This window comes from Roseibium sp. (assembly GCF_965233565.1).
Classification (GTDB): domain Bacteria; phylum Pseudomonadota; class Alphaproteobacteria; order Rhizobiales; family Stappiaceae; genus Roseibium.
On sequence record NZ_OZ247494.1, the window covers coordinates 4,454,096 to 4,473,825 of the forward strand.

14 protein-coding genes and 1 tRNA gene are annotated in these 19,730 nt (G+C 57.6%); 11 read left to right on the plus strand and 4 right to left on the minus strand.

The features are described 5' to 3' along the window. Positions 1-22 precede the first annotated feature (22 nt). Together ACO6TG_RS20375 and ACO6TG_RS20380 are read left to right on the plus strand one after the other, a co-directional pair. Positions 23-99 (plus strand) — tRNA-Arg (locus tag ACO6TG_RS20375). 217 nt (positions 100-316) lie between these two features. Next, positions 317-1,627, plus strand: a complete 1,311-nt coding sequence (locus ACO6TG_RS20380) for a tyrosine-type recombinase/integrase (protein WP_422374882.1) — start codon at positions 317-319, stop codon at positions 1,625-1,627. On the opposite strand, the gene ACO6TG_RS20385 is transcribed toward ACO6TG_RS20380, so the two are convergent. Next, positions 1,624-2,199, minus strand: coding sequence for a type II toxin-antitoxin system VapC family toxin (locus ACO6TG_RS20385; RefSeq protein WP_422374883.1), 576 nt, complete (start codon positions 2,197-2,199; stop codon positions 1,624-1,626). The two genes, ACO6TG_RS20380 and ACO6TG_RS20385, sit on opposite strands and share 4 nt — an antisense overlap. After that, entirely contained in the window at positions 2,196-3,008 is an 813-nt protein-coding gene (locus tag ACO6TG_RS20390) for a hypothetical protein (RefSeq protein ID WP_422374884.1), read from the minus strand. The genes ACO6TG_RS20385 and ACO6TG_RS20390 overlap by 4 nt, the downstream gene beginning before the upstream one ends. Positions 3,009-3,503: 495 nt before the next feature. Here ACO6TG_RS20390 and ACO6TG_RS20395 point away from each other — a divergent pair, with 495 nt between their 5' ends. The 4 genes from ACO6TG_RS20395 (at position 3,504) to ACO6TG_RS20410 (ending at position 8,862) form a co-directional block, all read left to right on the plus strand. Then, positions 3,504-4,178 (plus strand): hypothetical protein, encoded by a 675-nt coding sequence (locus ACO6TG_RS20395; RefSeq protein WP_422374885.1) that lies wholly within the window; start codon positions 3,504-3,506, stop codon positions 4,176-4,178. Between the two features lie 164 nt (positions 4,179-4,342). Continuing rightward, complete coding sequence (locus tag ACO6TG_RS20400) at positions 4,343-4,711, plus strand: hypothetical protein (protein WP_422374886.1); 369 nt, start codon at positions 4,343-4,345, stop codon at positions 4,709-4,711. 119 nt (positions 4,712-4,830) lie between these two features. Further along, positions 4,831-5,520, plus strand: coding sequence for a hypothetical protein (locus ACO6TG_RS20405; RefSeq protein ID WP_422374887.1), 690 nt, complete (start codon positions 4,831-4,833; stop codon positions 5,518-5,520). Positions 5,521-5,559: 39 nt separating this feature from the next. After that, positions 5,560-8,862 carry a CHAT domain-containing protein gene (locus tag ACO6TG_RS20410; protein WP_422374888.1) on the plus strand — a complete coding sequence of 1,101 codons (3,303 nt, stop codon included), beginning with the start codon at positions 5,560-5,562 and terminating at the stop codon, positions 8,860-8,862. A 26-nt stretch (positions 8,863-8,888) separates the two neighbouring features. Here ACO6TG_RS20410 and ACO6TG_RS20415 read toward each other — a convergent pair whose 3' ends face one another. After that, a complete protein-coding gene (locus tag ACO6TG_RS20415) occupies positions 8,889-9,752 on the minus strand; it encodes a LysR family transcriptional regulator (protein WP_422374889.1) in 864 nt (287 codons plus the stop codon). Positions 9,753-9,868: 116 nt separating this feature from the next. Here ACO6TG_RS20415 and ACO6TG_RS20420 point away from each other — a divergent pair, with 116 nt between their 5' ends. The 3 genes from ACO6TG_RS20420 (at position 9,869) to ACO6TG_RS20430 (ending at position 16,424) form a co-directional block, all read left to right on the plus strand. After that, the gene (locus ACO6TG_RS20420; RefSeq protein ID WP_422374890.1) at positions 9,869-12,313 is read left to right on the plus strand and encodes a GcvT family protein; all 2,445 of its coding nucleotides are present in this window, start codon (positions 9,869-9,871) and stop codon (positions 12,311-12,313) included. Positions 12,314-12,362: 49 nt separating this feature from the next. Then, the gene (locus ACO6TG_RS20425) at positions 12,363-14,807 is read left to right on the plus strand and encodes a GcvT family protein (protein ID WP_422374891.1); all 2,445 of its coding nucleotides are present in this window, start codon (positions 12,363-12,365) and stop codon (positions 14,805-14,807) included. 63 nt (positions 14,808-14,870) lie between these two features. Beyond that, complete coding sequence (locus ACO6TG_RS20430; RefSeq protein ID WP_422374892.1) at positions 14,871-16,424, plus strand: trimethylamine methyltransferase family protein; 1,554 nt, start codon at positions 14,871-14,873, stop codon at positions 16,422-16,424. 149 nt (positions 16,425-16,573) lie between these two features. Here the strand turns inward: ACO6TG_RS20430 and ACO6TG_RS20435 are convergent, their stop codons facing one another. Continuing rightward, the gene (locus ACO6TG_RS20435; RefSeq protein ID WP_422374893.1) at positions 16,574-16,783 is read right to left on the minus strand and encodes a cold-shock protein; all 210 of its coding nucleotides are present in this window, start codon (positions 16,781-16,783) and stop codon (positions 16,574-16,576) included. A gap of 496 nt (positions 16,784-17,279) precedes the next feature. Here ACO6TG_RS20435 and ACO6TG_RS20440 point away from each other — a divergent pair, with 496 nt between their 5' ends. Together ACO6TG_RS20440 and ACO6TG_RS20445 are read left to right on the plus strand one after the other, a co-directional pair. Continuing rightward, positions 17,280-18,632, plus strand: coding sequence for an aspartate aminotransferase family protein (locus tag ACO6TG_RS20440; protein ID WP_422374894.1), 1,353 nt, complete (start codon positions 17,280-17,282; stop codon positions 18,630-18,632). Beyond that, positions 18,629-19,714: an anhydro-N-acetylmuramic acid kinase gene (locus ACO6TG_RS20445; protein WP_422374895.1), complete on the plus strand. Its 1,086-nt coding sequence runs from the start codon at positions 18,629-18,631 to the stop codon at positions 19,712-19,714. Before ACO6TG_RS20440 ends, ACO6TG_RS20445 begins: the two co-directional genes overlap by 4 nt. Positions 19,715-19,730 lie beyond the last annotated feature (16 nt).

The window sequence follows — 19,730 nt, forward strand, 5'->3', positions numbered from 1 at the left end:
CGGCAAGGTCTTCGCCCTGAAAGCACCGGTAGCTCAGCTGGATAGAGCACCAGACTACGAATCTGGGGGTCGGGGGTTCGAATCCTCCCCGGTGCGCCATTAATCGAAGTAACCTATTGATTTTCAATAGAACTCGATTATTGGATATAAGTGCTATACACGGCCTCGCGACAATTTGTCGACGGGGACGTTATGCGTTGGGTGAAATTTTTCGGCTTTTTTTGAGCCCGTCTTTGCGTTGAAGTTGATGGTTAGTTTTAATCTGAAATATGTTTCGAAGAATTCTACGTCGAAGTGTTTGCACTACAGGCGGAGAGTGCCGGCCTTCGCGAGAAGTCTGATCGATCGTTCTGAAATTGTTTTTAGTTTGCGTACTAAAGACCTGCTTGAGGCGCATAGGCGCACAGGGATGATGAATGCGCGCGTCGAGGCGCTTTTCATTGCCTTGTTAGATGAAGGCGATCAGCCCAAGCGTGTTTTTCTAGAGTTTCAGCGCGATCTAAAAAGACTAGAACTGAGTAATTTTCGTTTTCATCATGGGACGTTCGTTTCTTCTCATTTGCCCAGGTACAATGAGGGGTTGGAAAGGCAGCGCGAGGAAACGATTGGATCAGAGAAAAACGCCTCGAAAACTGTTGAGGCAAACTCTGAAACCACGCAGAAGTCAGTGCGTAAGGCCGTGCCGTCCAATTGTTGTAAACTAGAAGATGCTCTCACTCTGTATCTGGAAGAAAAACGGCCATTAGGAAACGATCAGGGAAACGCATGGAAACGCTTTCGTCTAGAAAGAGAGCGAGTGATGCGGCTCCTGATTTCACTCGTTGGAAACAAAGACATATCTCAATTATCAAGAGCAGACGCGAGGGAATTTCGAAGCCATCTTATTAGTCTCGAGAAGTCAGAAAGCACAATCAACAAATATATTGCAAATTGTCATGCAATTTTTGAGCTGACATTTAAAGAAAAAGAACTGGTTCGCACCAACCCATTTTCTGGACTAAAATTAGCAGAGAGTATTTCTCCGTCGGAAAAGAGGGGCTCATTTAATCACAGTGAGCTGCTCCGTATTGTTTCTCTGTTGGAGAAAAGCGGAGTCTCCAATGAGTTGCGCGACATATTTTTTATACTCACGGATACTGGTGCCAGATTGAGTGAAGTCGCAGGTCTTCAAAAGGGTGACGTAGTTCTGAAGCAAGGGGAAGTCCCTTATCTGAAAATCCGCTCGAACAGAATTAGAAGCTTAAAAAATCATTCCAGTAAAAGGGACGTTCCGCTAATCGACCTGGCGTTAAAAGGTGCCGTGGCTGCTGTCGCTAGACGGTATACCAGCGAAGAAAATTCGGCACTTTTCCCTGGGTACGGAGACGACAAAGGAAACACTCGTGCTTCTGCCTCTTTGATGAAATTTCTGAGGCAATCAGCAGGAATCAAAGAAAAACGGCTTTGCGTCCATAGCCTGCGCCACACGATGAAAGATCGTCTTAGAAATGCAGGCGTTAGCAAAGATGTCAGGGACGTAATTCAAGGGCACGCCGCTGCAAATGTTGGCGATCAATACGGTGTTGGATTTGACAAGAAGTACCTGTTGGCCGAGTTGTCTAAAGTTCAGTCATTGATCTTAAGCTAGCGTGAGAAAAGCTCAGGATTCGGATGGGCTGGTTTCTGTCTAGGAAGATCACAAATCTTTTTGACGTAGGGGTTCTTAGGGACGCCTACAGTCCATTTTTCGTATCCCAGCAATGGAACACATTTTCCTTCCCAGTTTTTCCCCTTACCTGCATCAAGTGTATGAAACACCAAATCTTCAATTCCTAAGACGTCTCGAACGTATATCGCGGTGGTAAGGTGTATGGCGTCTGCTGTACCCAATATTCGATCTGAGCCACCATTTGGGTTTGGGTACTTGAAGTCTCGGATTGAACCAGCCTGGGCCATAACATCTGGTGTTGGACTTATAGCGTGGAAAGCGCTTTCAAAATCTTCGAGAAAGTCATTGAAATTGCCATATCCGCGTAGAGTAAGATGACTTGGTTTTATCTCCGCCATCGCGAGAGTGGAGTAATAAATTCTCGCAGAGCCAGATTGTGCATCCGCAATGAATTGAGAAATATCGTTGATAAAATCAGAACCAGCGTTGTTTTCGAGATAGCGAATAAACACGCAGGAATCCCAAAAGAAATTGGAAATACTAATCGTCAATCATCTCCGCTCCACAATTCTGGATTGATGTTATCAAATGCACCTTTCCAGCGTGTGAAGTCAACTTTTTCACGAATAGGTTTGGGTGGAGTGCGTATTTCAATACGAGTCGGTAAACCACTCTTTCCATCATAGAAAGCTTGGCCTTCCAACCTTACACGCCTGTTCAGGACCTGTCTGATTTCTTCAACATCTAAACCAGGGCAACTACAGTCTATTTCTTTGCCCCCAGCAGTGAGCCTAAGTATCACCTTTGGAACGTCCCCTCGAAGGTCAGTCTCCAGAATATAGCCGTCAAAGGAACCGTATACGCTGCCTTTGAAAAGGCTCTCTTTGAATTCCTCTTGCAATTCGGATTCAATGAAAGAATTGGTTCTTTCCATGAACGACTTGTCGATGACTACGGGATCAAAGCCACCTACAATAATTTCCTGACGATCAAATTGAGCTTCTGCGTCTTTAGCCAGCCGGGCAATTTGTTGGACACACTCCATATGCCTTCTTGCAAAGTCGTACGCGCCTGTATCGAGAGATCTAATGCAGCGGCCAAACGTTTCTCGCGCGGATGCTCTAATTGGAGCTTTGGACACTCGTTGTTCAATCAGCGTCGCCGTTGCCGGGCTGTTGGTAGACAAGTCGGTTATTAGGTATTCGTGCCTTTTGCCGCCGTTTTCGGTTCTATCAGCTGCCTCTATTGCACTAATTAAAGCGGACAATTTGCGAGCAAAAACCTTCGCAATCACACGGTCATTAAACTCGTGTGTGCCAATAACTCTTATCAGAACGGTTTGCTCGCTATCAACGGTCACTTTACGCACCAAAAGTTGTCGAACTTCAGTTTATGTAACCATTAGTTAACATTCAATTATTTGTCTAAACTTTTGATTTTATTATATTTTTTTGAAATTTCGACAATTCCTCCTTGCTCAAATTACGCAAGAAATATGATTTGAGCAAGTTTCATATTTTTGACCATTTGATCAAGTTTTTTACTGAGATTCTTGCTACACGTTTAAAACACGATTGCCGCAATTTCACTTTTTAGGCTCATATGGGCTAGTTATAAACTATTGAAAAATATAGATAAAAATTGAAAAAGAACCCTCCCCGGTGCGCCATTTCCCGAAAAATACGACTGCACGATAGCCGGCTGGTTGACGAGTCTCCTCAACCAGAGGTTAATTTCCATCTGCCATGTTCGTCACGCGGAGCGCCGGGTGCTTTGAACCGTCTCCTGCGCGCCAGTTCTGTTTGGATCCTGGCGTTTCATCCCTGTTCTGTTTGTTTCGGACCTGATTGAATTCATGAATTTTTTGCTGCGGCTTGTCGGCGCGTTTCTCGCCGGTTGCGCCTGCGTGGCGCTTGCCTGGGTCCTTGGACCTGCGGGCTTGTTGTTGCCGGCTGTCGTGATCGTGATGGGGGCGTTTTCAGGGAACAATTCTAATTTGGAAAGCGCGAGTATTATGTATTCAATCATAACACTCTACCTATTGATCAGTCTGATTTATGTTATTGTTGTTACTTCTAGCCAATATTACTTGGGTGAAGAGCAATATGAGCTCGTGAGGGTCTATATAGACTATCAAGTTTTTCAACCCGTCTTTGCAGACAAATCGTTTCTTGAGCCTGAAGGTCTCATACATTCAGAAAATGCCGTGTACGACAATCTGGCTTATCTGACTTCTCATCTCGGTCTGTTCCTGTTGGCATTTCTAGGGATCTTCAGATTTGGTGAAGTTAAGAAAGCCTTGCGGGATATTGACGTGAAATTTGATGAAGCTGGGGAAGGAACGGTTTATTTTGTTTTGTTGCTTATCTTGAGTGTGCTTTGTTATAAAATTTACTTCATTTATTTTGATGATTATTCACCGCATTATTCACCTAGTGGCAAGGCGTGGGGATTTGTCGCGTCGTTCTTGCCTTTGTTTCTTGTTCTTTCCGTTTTCTTGTGCACGCTTTTGCGAAGAATGTTCAAATAAATGCGCCCTGTCTCAGATAAGGGCAGATCGACTGTCAGTGTTGGTGTCCCGGAGACCGGGAGGCTCAACAACTGCCTGGCAACTCACCGCGCCCGGTCGGCTCGTTGCCAATTGTCGAAATGTCGCCGATGGTTCCAGTGCAAACAGGTTTTGGGAGGGACATGATGAACAAGTCGCTGGACCAGCGGGATATGCCCTCCTTGATTGGATTCCACTATATTCAAAGGTTTGAAATTCAGAAGGTTATTGAAGCCGATAACCGTCCTTCCTGCAGCGTCAACATCTGTCTGAAGGAACGATACGATAGCGCCGAAGCGGGAATCCTGATCCAGTTCAACAGGGTTGTCGATCTGGTGGTGGGGGACATGAATGGCCTTGAGGCTTGCCTGATCAACATAGAGAATATTGCGAGTTGGGGGCTCGAAGACACGCGGTTTCGCGTGTCTGACGAAGAAGCCAGCCAGTTTTCATTCAAGTGTGCTGACTACAGCATTGAGAAGGCCCCTCAGCAGGCAACAGATTCTGTTCCATGAAACGGTTGCAAGCCTCTTGGGGTGGGCTTCCGTAACGGAATAGCTTGCTTTGAATTTCCGGAAAGCTGGACTAGTGTGGGTTGAGTGCTTGCACAAATTCAATACATGATGGAAACGCCATGCTCTTGCCGGAGCCGCAAAAAACGGAAACGCATCGTTATCAGCTGGTCCAGGGCAACCGGGCGGTCAGGGGGCAATCGGTTCAGGAACGATCACTGCATGGCTGGATCGAGCTGAGCGAAGCTGCCGTGATCCCGCTAAGCGCGGAGTTGATGAAGGACAACGCCGAACTGACCAGTTTTCACCGCAGTGAGGCCGACACCCACAGTTATCACTACGTCAGTTTCAATTGCAGTTTCGGTCCCGGAGACAAGCAGAAATTCGAAAAGGCCTGGCTCGAGGCCACACTCACCGGCGATCAGGGGCAGGACCCTTCGCCGATTGCCTGGTCCATGAGCCCGAAGGACGCCTGGGACGATGTGGAACAGAGTGCCAAGGCCAGCATCGGGGCGAAATTCGAGCTGATCTCCTCCGGGTTGGAGGCAGCGCAAAAGGCAGACGTCAAATCCTATTTCCTGCGCGCCTATCGTGAAAAGCATAGCAATCCCTATTGGGAATTCCGGTCAACCGACACGGCTGACATCGATGGAACCTACCGATTCCACATGATTACCCGCAGTGAAAAGGGGACGCGGGGCTGCGGGACACTGAAACTGAGTGCCATGGTCCAGAAACGAAGATACTTCCTTCTGACGTCAAGCGAAGCCGCCGAAGCACCGCCGGAGATCACCTTTGATCTGAGCGGCTAGGGACTGCGTGATTGGCACTCACTCCGAGGGGAGGAGCGCATGTCACTATTGGTTTTCTTTGAAGACTTCTGCCGGATCGAAGACAAGGATCAGGCCTATGCCTTCCTGACCTCGCATCCGATCCTGACCGACGCCGTCGCCGAACCGGACCTGTCCGCTGCCGTGTCGTCTCTGCCGCCAGAGGCAAGACAAATTGCAGAGCACAGGCTCCACGTGGCGCAGTCACTGGGCAAACATATTCTGGAGTCCCGGCAGGGATTTCCGCTCGGTGACGGTCCGGTTGAACGCCTTCAGCTTCGATGGAATTCGGGCGAGATTTCCGAAACGCTTGCCCTGAAGCAGGCCGCAAGTGCCGATGCCGGGAACGCCCTGGCGCCGCTCTATGTTGACACCCTGTGCGCCTATGCCGAGCACGATGCCCATGGTGGGGACTGGCGAAGCGCCGTTCAGCGCATGCGCCTGCTTCTTGCAGCACTTGATGCCCGGACTGACGCTTTGGCCCGATCGCAGATGCAGGATGCGGCCGTCAGTGCTTGGCTTGAGGTTGCGACGAGAGCAACGGCGGATATTCCCGACGGCCGGATCTTTTTCGACGCCAAGCGCCGCGGCGAGGCGATCATTGAGAACGCGTTGGGGCTGAACGACGCGGCGCGTGCCGCCCGGTTTCAGCATCAACTGGGTGTCTTGCACCTCGATCCTTATGTCGGCGGACGTTCCAGCGCGCAATTTCACATGCAGATCCAGTCCTGGTTTGGCCGGCTGGACGCGGAATATGGCCTTGATTCAGCCTCCTGGGGGCCGCCTGAAGAGCGGACGTTGCCGGATGTCCTCGACGGTCTGGAACTTGCCATCGGTTATTTCAGGGCGGCAGAAGAAGCGCTGGTCGGAGACAGACAGGGCCGAACCTTGAAAGCGCTCGCAGAGGCCCTGTTGTGGCGCGAAATTGCGGGTGGTGCCGAGGCGCGCAAAGAAGTTGCAGCAACGGCGCGCCGGGCCTTGGCTCTTGTCCTGGAGGACGGCAACGAGGCCGTGCAAGTGGCGCTGAAAAACATCCTCGCCTATGTTGACGACGAGGATGCGGACGACGTGTCGCCGACCGTCGAGGCCCTGCTGGGTCCGGAGGCCATCGCGGAGGATGACGCCCGGAAGCCTGCCATGCGTGTGACGGAACTCGGACAGGCTGCCAACCACCTGCATGGGTGCAAGAGATATGGCGATGCGGTGCTGCTTCTGGATCGAGCAGCCGCGCTGGCCCGCAAACACAAGCTGGAAGCTGATCGGCGAACCCTTGCTGTGTCAAAGGCCAATGTGTTGAGCAGCCTCCTGGAGGCGAATGTGCCAGGCATTGCGGAGACGTTGGCGCAAAGGGGCGCTGAAGCAGCAGTACAGGCAATCGAAGGCAGTGCGGATCCGGAAGACGTGGCCAGGATGCTGATTGGTCTGGCGGCGATGACGAGCAATTTTGACCTAGAAAAACACGGTCACGCCATCATTCAGAAGGCCATTGCCTGGGACCCGGAGCTTGAACGCAAGTCACACGATTTCCTGTTGATCCTGCTCGGCAATCTGTCCTTCAACGAGGCGGTGAATTGCCTGAATGACGGCCGGCCTGCCGATGCCATCACGAACTACATGCAGGCGCTCCGGTATTTTGTGGCCGCGGAAGCACCCGAGCAGGCGGTCTCTGCGCTGAACCAGGCCCTGGATCTTCTCGACGCCGACAACAACGAAACCGGATTGCGGCTTGCCGTGTCGCTTGCCGAGACCGCTGTCGGGCTGGAATCGATCGGTGGCGTTGGGGCGAGGCAGGTCGTTGCCAGGGCATGGGCGGAAGTTACGGGCAGCGTGTTCGGAATGGGAGAACGGCGTCTTAATGCGGAGCTGCTTGCTCTGATCCTGCAAGGGGCCAAGGGCGGGGCGTTTGCGAGCGCCTGGGATGATTGGAAACCGGTTGGCCTCGACGCAGATGCACGCGCGCTTCTTGATCGGATCCAGAAGACGCGGAAGCAAGTGGTCCCTGCAGACCAGGCGACGGACGACACCGGCCTGGATGAACACATGCTGCTGTCGTCTTTCCTCGGTGCCGGGGAGGGACTTGGGGGCAACACGGCAGAGGAAGTCCTGGAAAATCTCCAGGTGGCGTTTGATGCCAGGATCGAGCGCGAGCTGACCCCGCGAACGCGCTCGCTTGAAACCATCATGCAGTTTTCGGACCTGCAGAAAAGCCTGGACAAGCGGGCGGTGCTGATCGCTCAGCTCAACGCCAAAACCACTGGCGGCGAACATGCCCTGTTCACGATCTGCATTTCGGACGAGACCTGTTTTGCTGCGCTCGGCAAAGGGCAGCTGCCACCTGCGGCGATCGAAGTGTCGGACGACCGGTACAGCGCGACCATGGACTGGTTCGGCTTGAGCGTCAGCGCCTGGCGCTCGGAGTTGTTGTCGGAACCCGGGCCAGCCGACCTGACGCCCGAGGCGGAAGAGGCGCTTGGGGTTGCAAGCAGAATGCTGCTTGGTGGCGGGATGGCCGAGCATCTGACGGAGTTGCGGAAAAAGGGCAAGGACCACATTGTTGTTGCACCGCATGCCGCCTTCCATTTCTTCCCGTTCCATCTCTTGCCGCTCAACGGCAGGCCGCTGGCGGAAGACTGGGCCGTGACGGCGCTCCCAAATCTCTGTCTGCTCCGGCGGCATCTCGGTGCACGTGCGCCTGTCGGCAGCAAGGCCGCCGGCCGGCAGCCATTCGCAGCGCTTGGTCTTGGTTTTGAAAACGGAGAACCGCACGGCCTGTCACCATTGCCCAAGGCGCTGGAGGAAGTCGGTAAGGTTGCCGGGATTTTCGGAACGGACGCGCTGGTTGATTCGCAGGCAACCGAGACGAGCTTCGTGGAAGCATTGAAGTCTACGCGCATCCTGCATCTTGCCAGCCACGGCAGGCATCGTGTCGCCGCACCGGCCTTCCAGGCTGTCTATCTGTTTCCGGATCAGGAAAATGATGGCCTGGTCGAGGCCTGGGAACTGTTGCGGCATGATCTGGAAGGGCTGGCTCTTGTCGGGCTCAGCGCCTGCGAGAGCGCACTGGGGCGGGTGGACATCGGCGACAATATCCGGGGCTTGCCGGCTGCACTTCTGCTGGCGGGTACCGAAAGCATCGTCGGCACCTTGTGGGAAGTCGAGTCGGGAGCGGCGCAGACCTTCTTCGAGGAATTCTATCGACTGCTTGCAGAGAACAAGGAGCGCCGGGACGCCTTCGGTACAGCGATGCGCAAGACCCGTACGCTGTATCCGGCTTATCGGGATTGGGGCGCCTTCTACCTGCTCGGGGAATGGGGCACATGCTGAAAGTTGCAGTGCGACAGCGCCCCGGTTCACCGGCGTCCCGGGGCCGGAAAGAAGCTGTCGCGCAGGATGCGGATCAGGCGGCGGAAAGCATTGCGGTGGCGGTTGCGCATGTTGATAGCGGCATAGACGGTCTGGGAGATCGGTGGCGCGTCCGGCACGAACCGGCATTTCCCCTCGGAAACCAGCTCATCGGCTGCCTGTTTCAACACGTAGGCGGTGCCGCCGAGCGACAGCAGCATGCCGGCAATCGCCGCGTTCTGACCAATAGAGAGCGGTGCTTCGGCTAGGCCCGGGTGGAGCGCCGCATGGGCATGGGCGAAGGCAGGCGAAAAATTGGCCAGGATGTACCTCTCCGGTGTGACCTCCACCAGCTGGTCTGTCTCGGTCGTGACCATCCGATAGGCGATCTCGCCGATGGTCTCATAGTGAAGGTCCGGATGCTGGCGCGGTGAAAAAAGGATCGCCAGGTCCGCGGCGCCGGAAATGAGATCGGAGCACATCTGGTTGGAATAATCGGCCTCGAAGAAGAAAGCCGTGTCGGGGAGCGCAGCCCTGAAATTTGCGATCAGGTCACTGATGCGCCGGTCGATCAGGTCGTGCTGAATGCCGATCCGGATCGAGACCACCCGGGTACCGGCAAAGCGGGTAGCGTTGCGGGCCTCCGCCCAGCCATGGCGCATCGCTCTGGCGTGGGGTTCGAACCGGAGCCCCTCCGTCGTCAGCTCCGTGCCGGAGCGAGACCGGTTGAAAAGCCTGGCTTCAAGGGTTTTCTCAAGCGCGGATATGCGTGCCGAGACGGTGGACTGGGTCAGGCCGAGCCTGTCCGCGGTGCGGTTGAAATTCCGCGTTTCGCAGAGATCCAGAAACGTCTCGATATGATCGATCAGCATGCGAGCGCACCTCTTTCTAATCGGATTCTTCGATTAATAATGGAGCATCCGACAACTTGAAAACAAGCAGAACCGGATCAACACTCTTTGTGTTCGAACGCAGGGAGGCACCGGATATGAGCAGCATGCCAACATCGGCACGCGTGGTGATCATCGGAGGTGGCGTGGTCGGCACATCCGCGCTTTATCACCTGGCCAAGGCCGGCTGGACCGATTGCGTGCTTCTGGAGAAAAACGAACTGACGGCCGGATCGACCTGGCATGCGGCCGGCAATGTGCCAACCTTCTCCACGTCCTGGTCGATCATGAACATGCAGCGCTATTCGACCGAGCTTTATGCGCGCCTCGGTGCAGAGGTCGACTATCCGATGAACTATCATGTCACCGGATCGATCCGTCTTGCCCATTCCAGGGAACGCATGCAGGAGTTTCAGCGCGCCAGGGGCATGGGCCTCTACCAGGGCATGAACCTGGAAATTCTCGGCGTCGACGAGATCAAGGACAAGTACCCCTTCCTGGAAACCCATGACCTTGCCGGTGCGCTTTACGATCCGGCCGACGGCGATATCGATCCGGCGCAGGTGACGCAGGCGCTGGCGAAGGGCGCCCGGGCGATGGGTGCCAGGATCTTGCGTTTCACACCGGCAACGGGGGTCTCAAGAGAAAACGGCGCCTGGATCGTGCATACCGAGAAGGGCGATATCAGTTGCGAATTCGTCGTGAACGCCGCCGGCTACTATGCGCAGCGTGTCGGCGAGTGGTTCAAGCCCTTTGGTGGGCGCACCGTGCCGATGGCGACCATGAGCCATCAGTATCTGCTGTTTGAAGAGGTCGCAGAAGTCAGGGACTGGTCCGAGAAAGTCGGCCACAAGCTGCCGCTCCTGCGCGATGTCGACACGTCCTATTATCTTCGGCAGGAACAGAACGGTTTCAACCTCGGCCCTTATGAGCGCAATTGCCGGGCGCATTGGGTGAGCCCGGACGATCCGCTGCCCGAGGATTTCAGCTTCCAGCTTTATCCCGACGACCTGGAGCGTCTGGAATTTTACATCGAGGATGCGCTTGCCCGTGTGCCGGTGCTTGGCACAACGGGTCTCAGCAAGGTCATCAACGGTCCGATCCCCTATGCGCCGGACGGCAATCCCCTGATCGGGCCGATGCCGGGCGTGCCAAATGCCTTCGAGGCCTGCGTCTTCACCTTCGGCATCGCCCAGGGCGGTGGGGCCGGCAAGGTGCTTGCGGAGTGGATTACAGAAGGGGCGCCGGAATGGGACATGTGGTCCTGCGACCCGCGCCGCTACACCGACTATACCGATCACGACTATTGCGTGGCCAAGGCCAAGGAAATCTACGGCCACGAATATGCCATGCATTTCCCCTGGCATCGCTGGCCCGCCGCACCGGACCGCAAGCTTTCCTCCGTCCATGACAGGGTCAAGGCGGAAGGCGGCGTGATGGGAGCCTATAACGGCTGGGAGCGGGCCAACTGGTTCGCCCGGCCGGGAGACGATCTGTCAGACGAAAGCACCCATACCTGGAACCGGTCCGGCCCCTGGGAGCAGCGGATCAGGGAAGAGTGCGAATCCGTGCGCGACGGTGTCGGTGTCTTGAACCTGCCCGGTTTTTCGCGGTTCGACCTTTCCGGCGCAGGTGCCGCGGACTGGCTGCGCGGCAGGATCGCCGGAGCGTTGCCGAAGGTCGGCCGCATGAATCTCGGCTATTTCCCGGATAACCGCGGCCGCATCCTGACCGAAATGTCGATCCTCAGGCACGATGAAGACCGGTTCACCTTGATCACCGCCGCAACGGCCCAATGGCATGACTGGGAGCTGCTGCAACACGCTCTGCCGGACGGGCTGGAGCTGAGCGACCGCACGCGCGACTACGACACGCTGATTGTCTGCGGCCCGAAATCGCGTGCGTTGTTCCAGGATCTTGCAGACGCCGATCTTGCCTTGCCCTGGCTGTCGATCCAGACGGCGACGGTCGCCGGCAAGGAAACACTGCTGGCGCGGGTCAGTTTCGCCGGCGAGCTCGGTTGGGAAATCCACGCCCGGGCGGAGGAGATGCCTGCTATTTACGAGGCCGTTCTGGCGGCGGGCGCCAGGCCCTTCGGCATGTGGGCACTGAACTCGCTGCGCCTGGAAAAAGGCTACCGCACCTGGAAGGGCGATCTCTCGACCGACTACAGCCTTTTGGAAGGCGGGCTTGAGCGTTTCATCAAGTTCGACAAGCCGCAGGATTTTCCGGGCAAGGCAGCGCTACTGGCGGAAAAACAGCGCGGCGTGACAAAGCGGTTCGTCACCCTGACCGTGGCGGCGGGCGACGCAGACGCGCCTTACATGTCGACGCTCTGGCATGACGGACAGGTCGTCGGCGAGGTGACCTCGGGCGGATGGGGCTACCGGATCGGGAAGTCGATCGCGCTCGGCATGCTGCGCGCCGACCTGACGGCTCCAGGCACGGAAATCGAGGTCGAGATCTTTGGCGAGCGCTGCCACGCGGTGGTGCAGGAAGACAGGCCGCTCTGGGACCCGGACAACGAGCGGATCCGGGCATGATGCTGATGTGCCGAGACCTTGAAACCCGTTGCCGTCGGAGACTGCCCTGATGCCGAACCTTCCCACCAAAGCGCGTGTTGTCATCATCGGCGGTGGTGTTGTCGGCTGCTCTGTCGCCTACCATCTGACCAAGCTGGGCTGGACCGATGTGGTGCTCTTGGAGCGCAAGCAGCTGACCTGCGGCACGACCTGGCACGCGGCGGGCCTGATCGGTCAGCTGCGCGCCAGCGCCAACATGACCAAGCTCGCCAAATATTCCGCCGACCTTTATCGCGGACTTGAAACGGAAACGGGCCTTGCTACCGGTTTCCGGGAAGTCGGATCCGTTTCGGTGGCCCTGACCGAGGCGCGCAAGGAAGAACTTTTCCGCAGTGCCTCCATGGCGCGCGCCTTCGGGGTTCCCGTGGAGGAGATGACGGTCGCCGAGGTGAAGGAGCGTTATCCGCATCTGAACATCGAGGGCGTCAAGGCCGGCGTCTGGCTGCCGACGGACGGGCAGGGCGATCCGGCCAACATCGCGCTCGCTCTCGCCAAGGGGACCCGCCAGCAAGGTGGTCTCGTTGTGGAAGGCGTGAAAGTCACCGGCATCAGGGTTGAGGGCCGCCGGGCCCGCTCCGTCGCCTGGCAGAGGGGCGCCGAGAGTGGCGAGATCGAAGCGGATCACGTGGTCAATTGCGGAGGCATGTGGGCGCGCGATATCGGCCGGATGGCCGGTGTGAACGTCCCGCTTCACGCCTGTGAGCATTTTTACATCGTCACCGAGCCGATCCCGGAGCTCACACAGATGCCGGTGCTGCGGGTGCCCGATGAATGCGCCTATTACAAGGAAGATGCCGGCAAGTACCTGCTCGGGGCCTTCGAACCCAATGCCAAGCCCTGGGGCATGGACGGGATCCCGGAGGATTTCTGCTTCGACCAGCTGCCCGAGGACATCGATCATTTCGAGCCGATCCTGGAGCGCGCGGTCAATCGACTGCCGCTGCTCGCGGAAGCCGGCATCCATACCTTCTTCAACGGACCGGAAAGCTTCACGCCGGACGATGCCTATAATCTCGGCCTGTCGCTGGAAGTCGACAATTACTGGGTGGCGGCGGGTTTCAATTCGATCGGCATTCAGTCTGCGGGCGGGGCCGGCATGGCGCTGGCGGCCTGGATGGATACAGGCGAAAAACCATTCGACCTCGGCGATGTCGACGTGGCGCGCAACCAGCCCTTCCAGGGCAACAGTCATTATCTGTTCGAACGCTCCAAGGAGACGCTCGGCCTTTTATATGCCGATCACTATCCCTACCGGCAGAAGGCAACGGCCCGAGGTGTCAGGCGCACGCCGTTTCATGCCCATCTGGAGGCCCGCGGCGCCGTCTTTGGTGAAATCGGCGGATGGGAACGCGCCAACTGGTTCGCCGATGATGGTCAGGAACGGGAATATCAGTATAGCTGGGGCCCGCAGAACTGGTTTGCCAACCAGGCGGCCGAACACCGGGCCGTGCGCACAAATGTCGGCCTTTATGACATGTCTTCCTTCGGCAAGATCCGGGTCGAGGGCCGGGATGCGGAAGCCTATCTCAATCACATCTGCGGGGCGGAGATGTCCGTTGCCGCCGGCAAGATCGTCTACACCCAGTTCCTGAACGAAGCAGGCGGCATCGAGGCAGATGTGACGGTGACCCGTCTGTCGGAGACCGCCTATCTGGTGGTGACCCCGGCGGTCACCCGGCCGAAGGACCAGGCCTGGATGCGCCGCCATGTCGGCGACCATCAGGTTGTTCTGACCGATGTGACGGCAGCAGAAGGTGTGCTTGCCGTCATGGGCCCGAATTCCAGGAAACTGTTGCAGGCGGTCAGTCCGAACGATTTTTCCAATGCGGTCAATCCGTTTGGTACCGCCCAGGAGATCGAGATCGGCATGGGCCTTGCCCGGGTGCACCGCGTCTCCTATGTGGGCGAACTCGGCTGGGAAATCTACGTCTCTACAGACATGGCCGCCCACGTGTTCGAAACGCTCTGGGAGGCCGGAGCGGATGTCGATTTGAAACTCTGCGGCATGCACATGATGGACAGTTGCCGCATCGAAAAGGCCTTCCGTCATTTCGGCCATGACATCACCTGCGAGGATCATGTTCTGGAGGCGGGGCTCGGGTTTGCGGTGAAGACGGCAAAGCCTGCCTTCATCGGACGGGACGCCGTCCTGCGCAAGAAGGATGAGGGCCTGCAACGGCGCATGATGCAGTTCAGGCTGCTCGAGCCGGAATGCATGGTCTACCACAACGAACCGATCCTCCGGGATGGCAAGATCGTTGGTTACCTGAGTTCAGGTGCCTATGGCCATCACCTGGGTGGGGCAATCGGCATGGGCTACGTGCCGTCCAGGGGAGAAGACGGGTCCAGCCTGCTTGCCTCGCACTATGAGATTGAGGTCGCAGGGCAGCGCGTGAAAGCCGATGCCTCGCTGGCACCGATGTACGACCCGAAATCGGAACGGGTCCGCCTCTGAGCGAACCGGGCCTTCGAGAAAAACACAAGCGAAGGCAGCTTTTTAAGTCTTGGGAGAGACGCCATGTCGGAAGAAGCTATCAATCTGGAGGTCCGCCGGTCACGACGGGCAGGCGGGCGCGAGGCGCGGCGGGCCGCCCGCATGGCACCACTTGCGGAAGATATCCGGCCGATCCGTCCGGGCATGCCGGGAGGGCATTACAAACCGCTGACGGACGCAGGTATTGCGCGCATTCACCAGGCGGCACTGGAAGCTCTGGAAACCATCGGCCTGTCGCAAGCCCCGGAATCTGGCGTTGAGGTCATGACGGCGGCCGGCGCGGTTCAGGGCGACGACGGGCGGCTCCGTTTCCCGCGATCCCTGGTCGAGGACATGCTGGCTGTTGCCGGCCGCAACATCACCCTTCATGCTCGCGATCCGAAACACGATCTCCACCTGACCGGCTCCAATGTGCATTACGGTACGGCTGGCGCAGCAGTGCATGTGGTCGACCCGGTCACGCTCGCCTACCGGGAGTCCACCGCGCAGGACCTCTATGATGCCGCCCGGCTGGTCGACAACCTGGACAATATCCATTTCTACCAGCGCACCATGGTCTGCCGCGATGTGCTCGACAACAAGGAGATGGACCTCAACACGCTTTATGGCTGCCTGGCAGGGACCCGTAAACATGTCGGCACATCCTTCAGCGATCCTGCCCATGTCGCGGATTGTTTCGACCTGATCTACATGGTCGCCGGTGGCGAGGACAAATGGCTGGAGCGGCCCTTTGTCAGCAACTCCAACTGTTTTGTCGTGCCGCCGATGAAATTTGCGACGGAAAGCTGCATGGTGCTGGAGGATTGCGTCCGGCGCGGCATGCCGATGTTGCTTCTGTCCGCCGGACAGGCCGGGGCGACGGCCCCGGCGCCGGTCGCGCTCGCCATTGTGCAGGCGGTGGCCGAATGTCTCGCAGGGCTGGTCTATGTGAACGCGATCAGGAAGGGCGCGCCGGCCATCTTCGGTACCTGGCCCTTTGTCTCGGATCTCAGAACCGGGGCCATGTCCGGCGGTTCGGCGGAACAGGCGCTGCTGACGGCCGGCTGTGCGCAGATGCACCGCTTTTACGACCTTCCCGGTGGCGCGGCATCCGGCATTTCCGATTCCAAGCTGCCCGACATGCAGGCTGGCTGGGAGCAGGGCATGACCAATGCGCTCGCCGGGCTTGCGGGCCTCAATATGTGTTACGAGGCCGTCGGCATTCATGCGTCCCTGCTCGGCTTCTGTCTGGAAAGCCTGGTTCTGGGGGACGATCTTCTCGGCCAGGCCATGCGCCTGGTCCGGGGGATCGAGGTGACCGAGGATTCAACGTCCATCGAGGTCATGAAGGACATCTGCGTTGACGGGCCGGGTCATTATCTTGGTTCTGCCCAGACGCTGGGCCTGATGCAGACGGAATATGTCTATCCCAGTGTTGCCAACCGGATGAGCCCGAAGGAATGGGCGGAAGCGGAAAAACCGGTGCTGCTCGACACGGCGATTGCGCGCAAGAACGAAATCCTGGCAGCGGCCGGAAACGTTGTTGACCCGGAGATAGACCGGGCCATTCGCGACAGGTTCAACATCTATTTCCAGTAGCGGCAGTCAATATGGCTTGCCGGCAGGTGCCGCTTACGACTGGCTTAGATGCAAAGGGCCAATAAAAAAGACCGGGAATTCTCCCGGCCTTTCGTCTGGTCTGTCATGTCCCTGCCAGTACATCCGTGGTCAGGGCTATGGAAGAGACCTTATACTGCCTGCAGGTTGTCTGCGGCGGACTTGCCGGTGCGGCGGTCCTGGACAACTTCAAAGCTTACCTTCTGGCCCTCGACGAGCGGCGGCATGCCGGCACGCTCGACAGCGGTGATGTGAACGAACACGTCAGCTGCACCGTCTTCCGGCTGAATGAAGCCGAAGCCTTTGGTGGAATTGAAGAACTTTACAGTGCCAATGGTCATAACGATTACCTTTCAATCGATCATGAGTGTTGCCCGTCACGCGGAATGCGAAACGGTGCGAGAAGTCGAGATTGATAGGGAAGATCGTTCGGGGCGCGGTAAGCCGCGCAGTCACAAAGTTCATCATGCAATATCGATGGAGCGCAGATAGGATGGAATAGTGTTTTAAACAAGGCGGATTCCAATCTTTTTTCGCCCAAAGGTAGTTTTGTTGCCTGCCAGGAGAAGCCGAGAGACCTGGTGGAAAGGAAAGATGCTCAAACAGCCCTTTGTTCAGCCCGGAAGCCTTTAAGGACGACGCAACAGTGGGCGAAACCAGCGTTCCGCAGCCGCGCGCTGCATAGACCGGGCAAAGCCTGCCAATTGGTCTCAGGAAATTTTCAGAACGGAATTGCTCCTTGGCGCAGGCGGGATTAGCGTGTGCGCAACGGAATTGCCGCAGCTGAGTCCATGACGCGGCAAAGCCTGTTTCCGCCGCCTTTGAACGAGAGACCAGATGGCACACTTGCCCAACTCCCTTGAAGCCCGCGATACGGCCTTTCAGCTTCATTCCTATGCCAATGCCCGACAGCAGGAGGAAACCGGCGCGCTGGTGATCGACAAGGGCGAGGGCATCTATGTCGAGGACATCAACGGCAAGCGTTACATCGAGGGCATGGCCGGTCTCTGGAGCGTGGCCGTCGGCTTTGGAGAAAAACGTCTGGTGGAGGCGGCGACACGTCAGATGGAGAAGCTGCCCTATTATCACACCTTCACCTACAAGACCCATGGACCGTCGATCGAGCTGGCCGAAAAGCTGATCGAAATGGCGCCCGTGCCGATGTCGAAGGTCTATTTCACCAATTCGGGCTCCGAGGCCAATGACACCGCGATCAAGCTGATCTGGTACCGCTCGAACGCACTGGGCCAGCCGGAGCGCAAGAAGATCATTTCCCGTGTCCGCGGCTATCACGGTGTGACCATCGCTTCGGCCAGCCTGACAGGGCTTCCCAACAATCACCGGTCCTTCGATCTGCCGATCCCGCAGGTTCTGCACACGACCTGCCCGCATTACCGCACCCAGAAAAGGGATGGCGAAAGCGAGGCCGGTTTTGCCAAACGTTGCGCACAGGATCTGGAAGACCTGATCCTGGCGGAAGGTCCGGAAACCATTGCCGCCTTCTTCGCAGAACCTGTGATGGGCGCAGGCGGTGTGGTCGTGCCGCCCGAGGGCTATTGGGAGGCCGTCCAGCCGGTCCTGAAGAAATACGACATCCTGTTTGTGGCTGACGAAGTGATCTGTGGCTTCGGCCGGACTGGCAACATGTTCGGCACGGAAACCTACAAGCTGCAGCCGGACATCATGACGCTGTCCAAGGCATTGTCCTCGTCCTACCAGCCGATCTCGGCTCTGCTGATCAACGACAAGGTCTATCAGCCGATCGCAGACGAGAGTCACAAGATCGGTGTGCTGGGGCACGGTTATACCGGCAGCGGCCATCCGGTGGCCTCGGCCGTTGCGCTGGAAAATCTGAAGATCATCGAGGAGCGGGAGCTGGTCGCGCATGTGCGGGAGATTGCGCCGGTTTTCCAGAAACGACTGGCGGAGCTTGGCGCTAACCCGCTGGTGATCGAGACCCGCGGCATCGGCCTGATCGGCGCGGCGGAGCTGCACCACGAAGCGCTGGCCGCAACGCCGGGCGCGCTGGGCGGCAAGACCAATGCCGTCTTCCTGGACAAGGGGCTGATCTCGCGCAACATGCTGGATGCCATGGCTTTCTGCCCTCCTTTGATCATCAGCGAGGCGCAGGTCAATGATATGTTCGACATCGCCGAAGCCAGCCTGAAAAGCGTTCAGGACAGCCTATGACCGGCTGGTCGATTGTCGGCACGATCAGCGGCACCTCGGCGGACGGTATTGATCTCGCCGAGATCAACACCGATGGCCGGACGGTGACGCGGTTCGGCCCGGCCGAGACGGCGGGCTATCGCGCCAAGACCAAAGAGGATGTGCTGACGGCAGCTGCGCGCAAGGGTGCGGACCGGGGGGCCTGGCCGGAGATTGCAGCTGCGGTGACGGCAGATCATGCCGCCGTCATTCGAACCTTTTTGCAGACGCATGGCCTCCAGCCGGACGCCATTGTCTTTCACGGACAGACGGTCTGGCACGACCCGAAGGCGGGTGAAACGGTGCAGCTTGGCAACCCGCAGGCGCTGGCAGATGAACTCGGTCTCCAGATCATCGGAGATGTTCGTCTGGCCGACATGGCGGAAGGCGGTGAGGGGGCGCCGCTTGTCCCGGCCTATCATCGGGCGCTCGCCAAAACCCTGGTCGGAGCAGAACATGAGCCGCTCTGTTTCCTCAATATCGGTGGGGTTTCCAACCTGACCTTCATCAGCGGCGACGAGATCCTGGCCTTTGATATCGGCCCGGGCAACGCACTCCTGGATGACTGGGTGCGCGGGCACGGTGCTGGGGACTATGACGCCGGAGGGATGCTGTCGTCACGTGGCAAGGTGGACGCGGAAAGGCTGGCTGGAGCTCTTGAGCATCCGTTCCTGTCGGCGCCCGGTCCGAAGTCCCTCGACCGCTACAGTTTTTCCGGGGATTTCGCCGAGGGCCTGGGCCTGGAAAACGGCGCGGCGACATTGCTTGCCTTCACGGTGGAGGCGATCGCCAGATCGGAAGCCTTGCTGCCGGCAACGCCACGTCTCTGGCTTGTCTGCGGTGGCGGCCGGCACAATCCCGTCCTGATGCGGCTTCTGTCTGAAAGGCTTTCAGGGGACGTGGTCTCCGCCGACACATACAAAATTGACGGGGACGCTCTTGAAGCCCAGGCGATGGCCTTTCTGGGCGCGCGCCTTTTGGCAGGACTGCCGACCACCTATCCGGAGACCACGGGCGTCGGCCATCCGGTCTCTGGCGGCAGACTGTACCGTCCCTCCGTCTGACCTGACCCTCATCCCA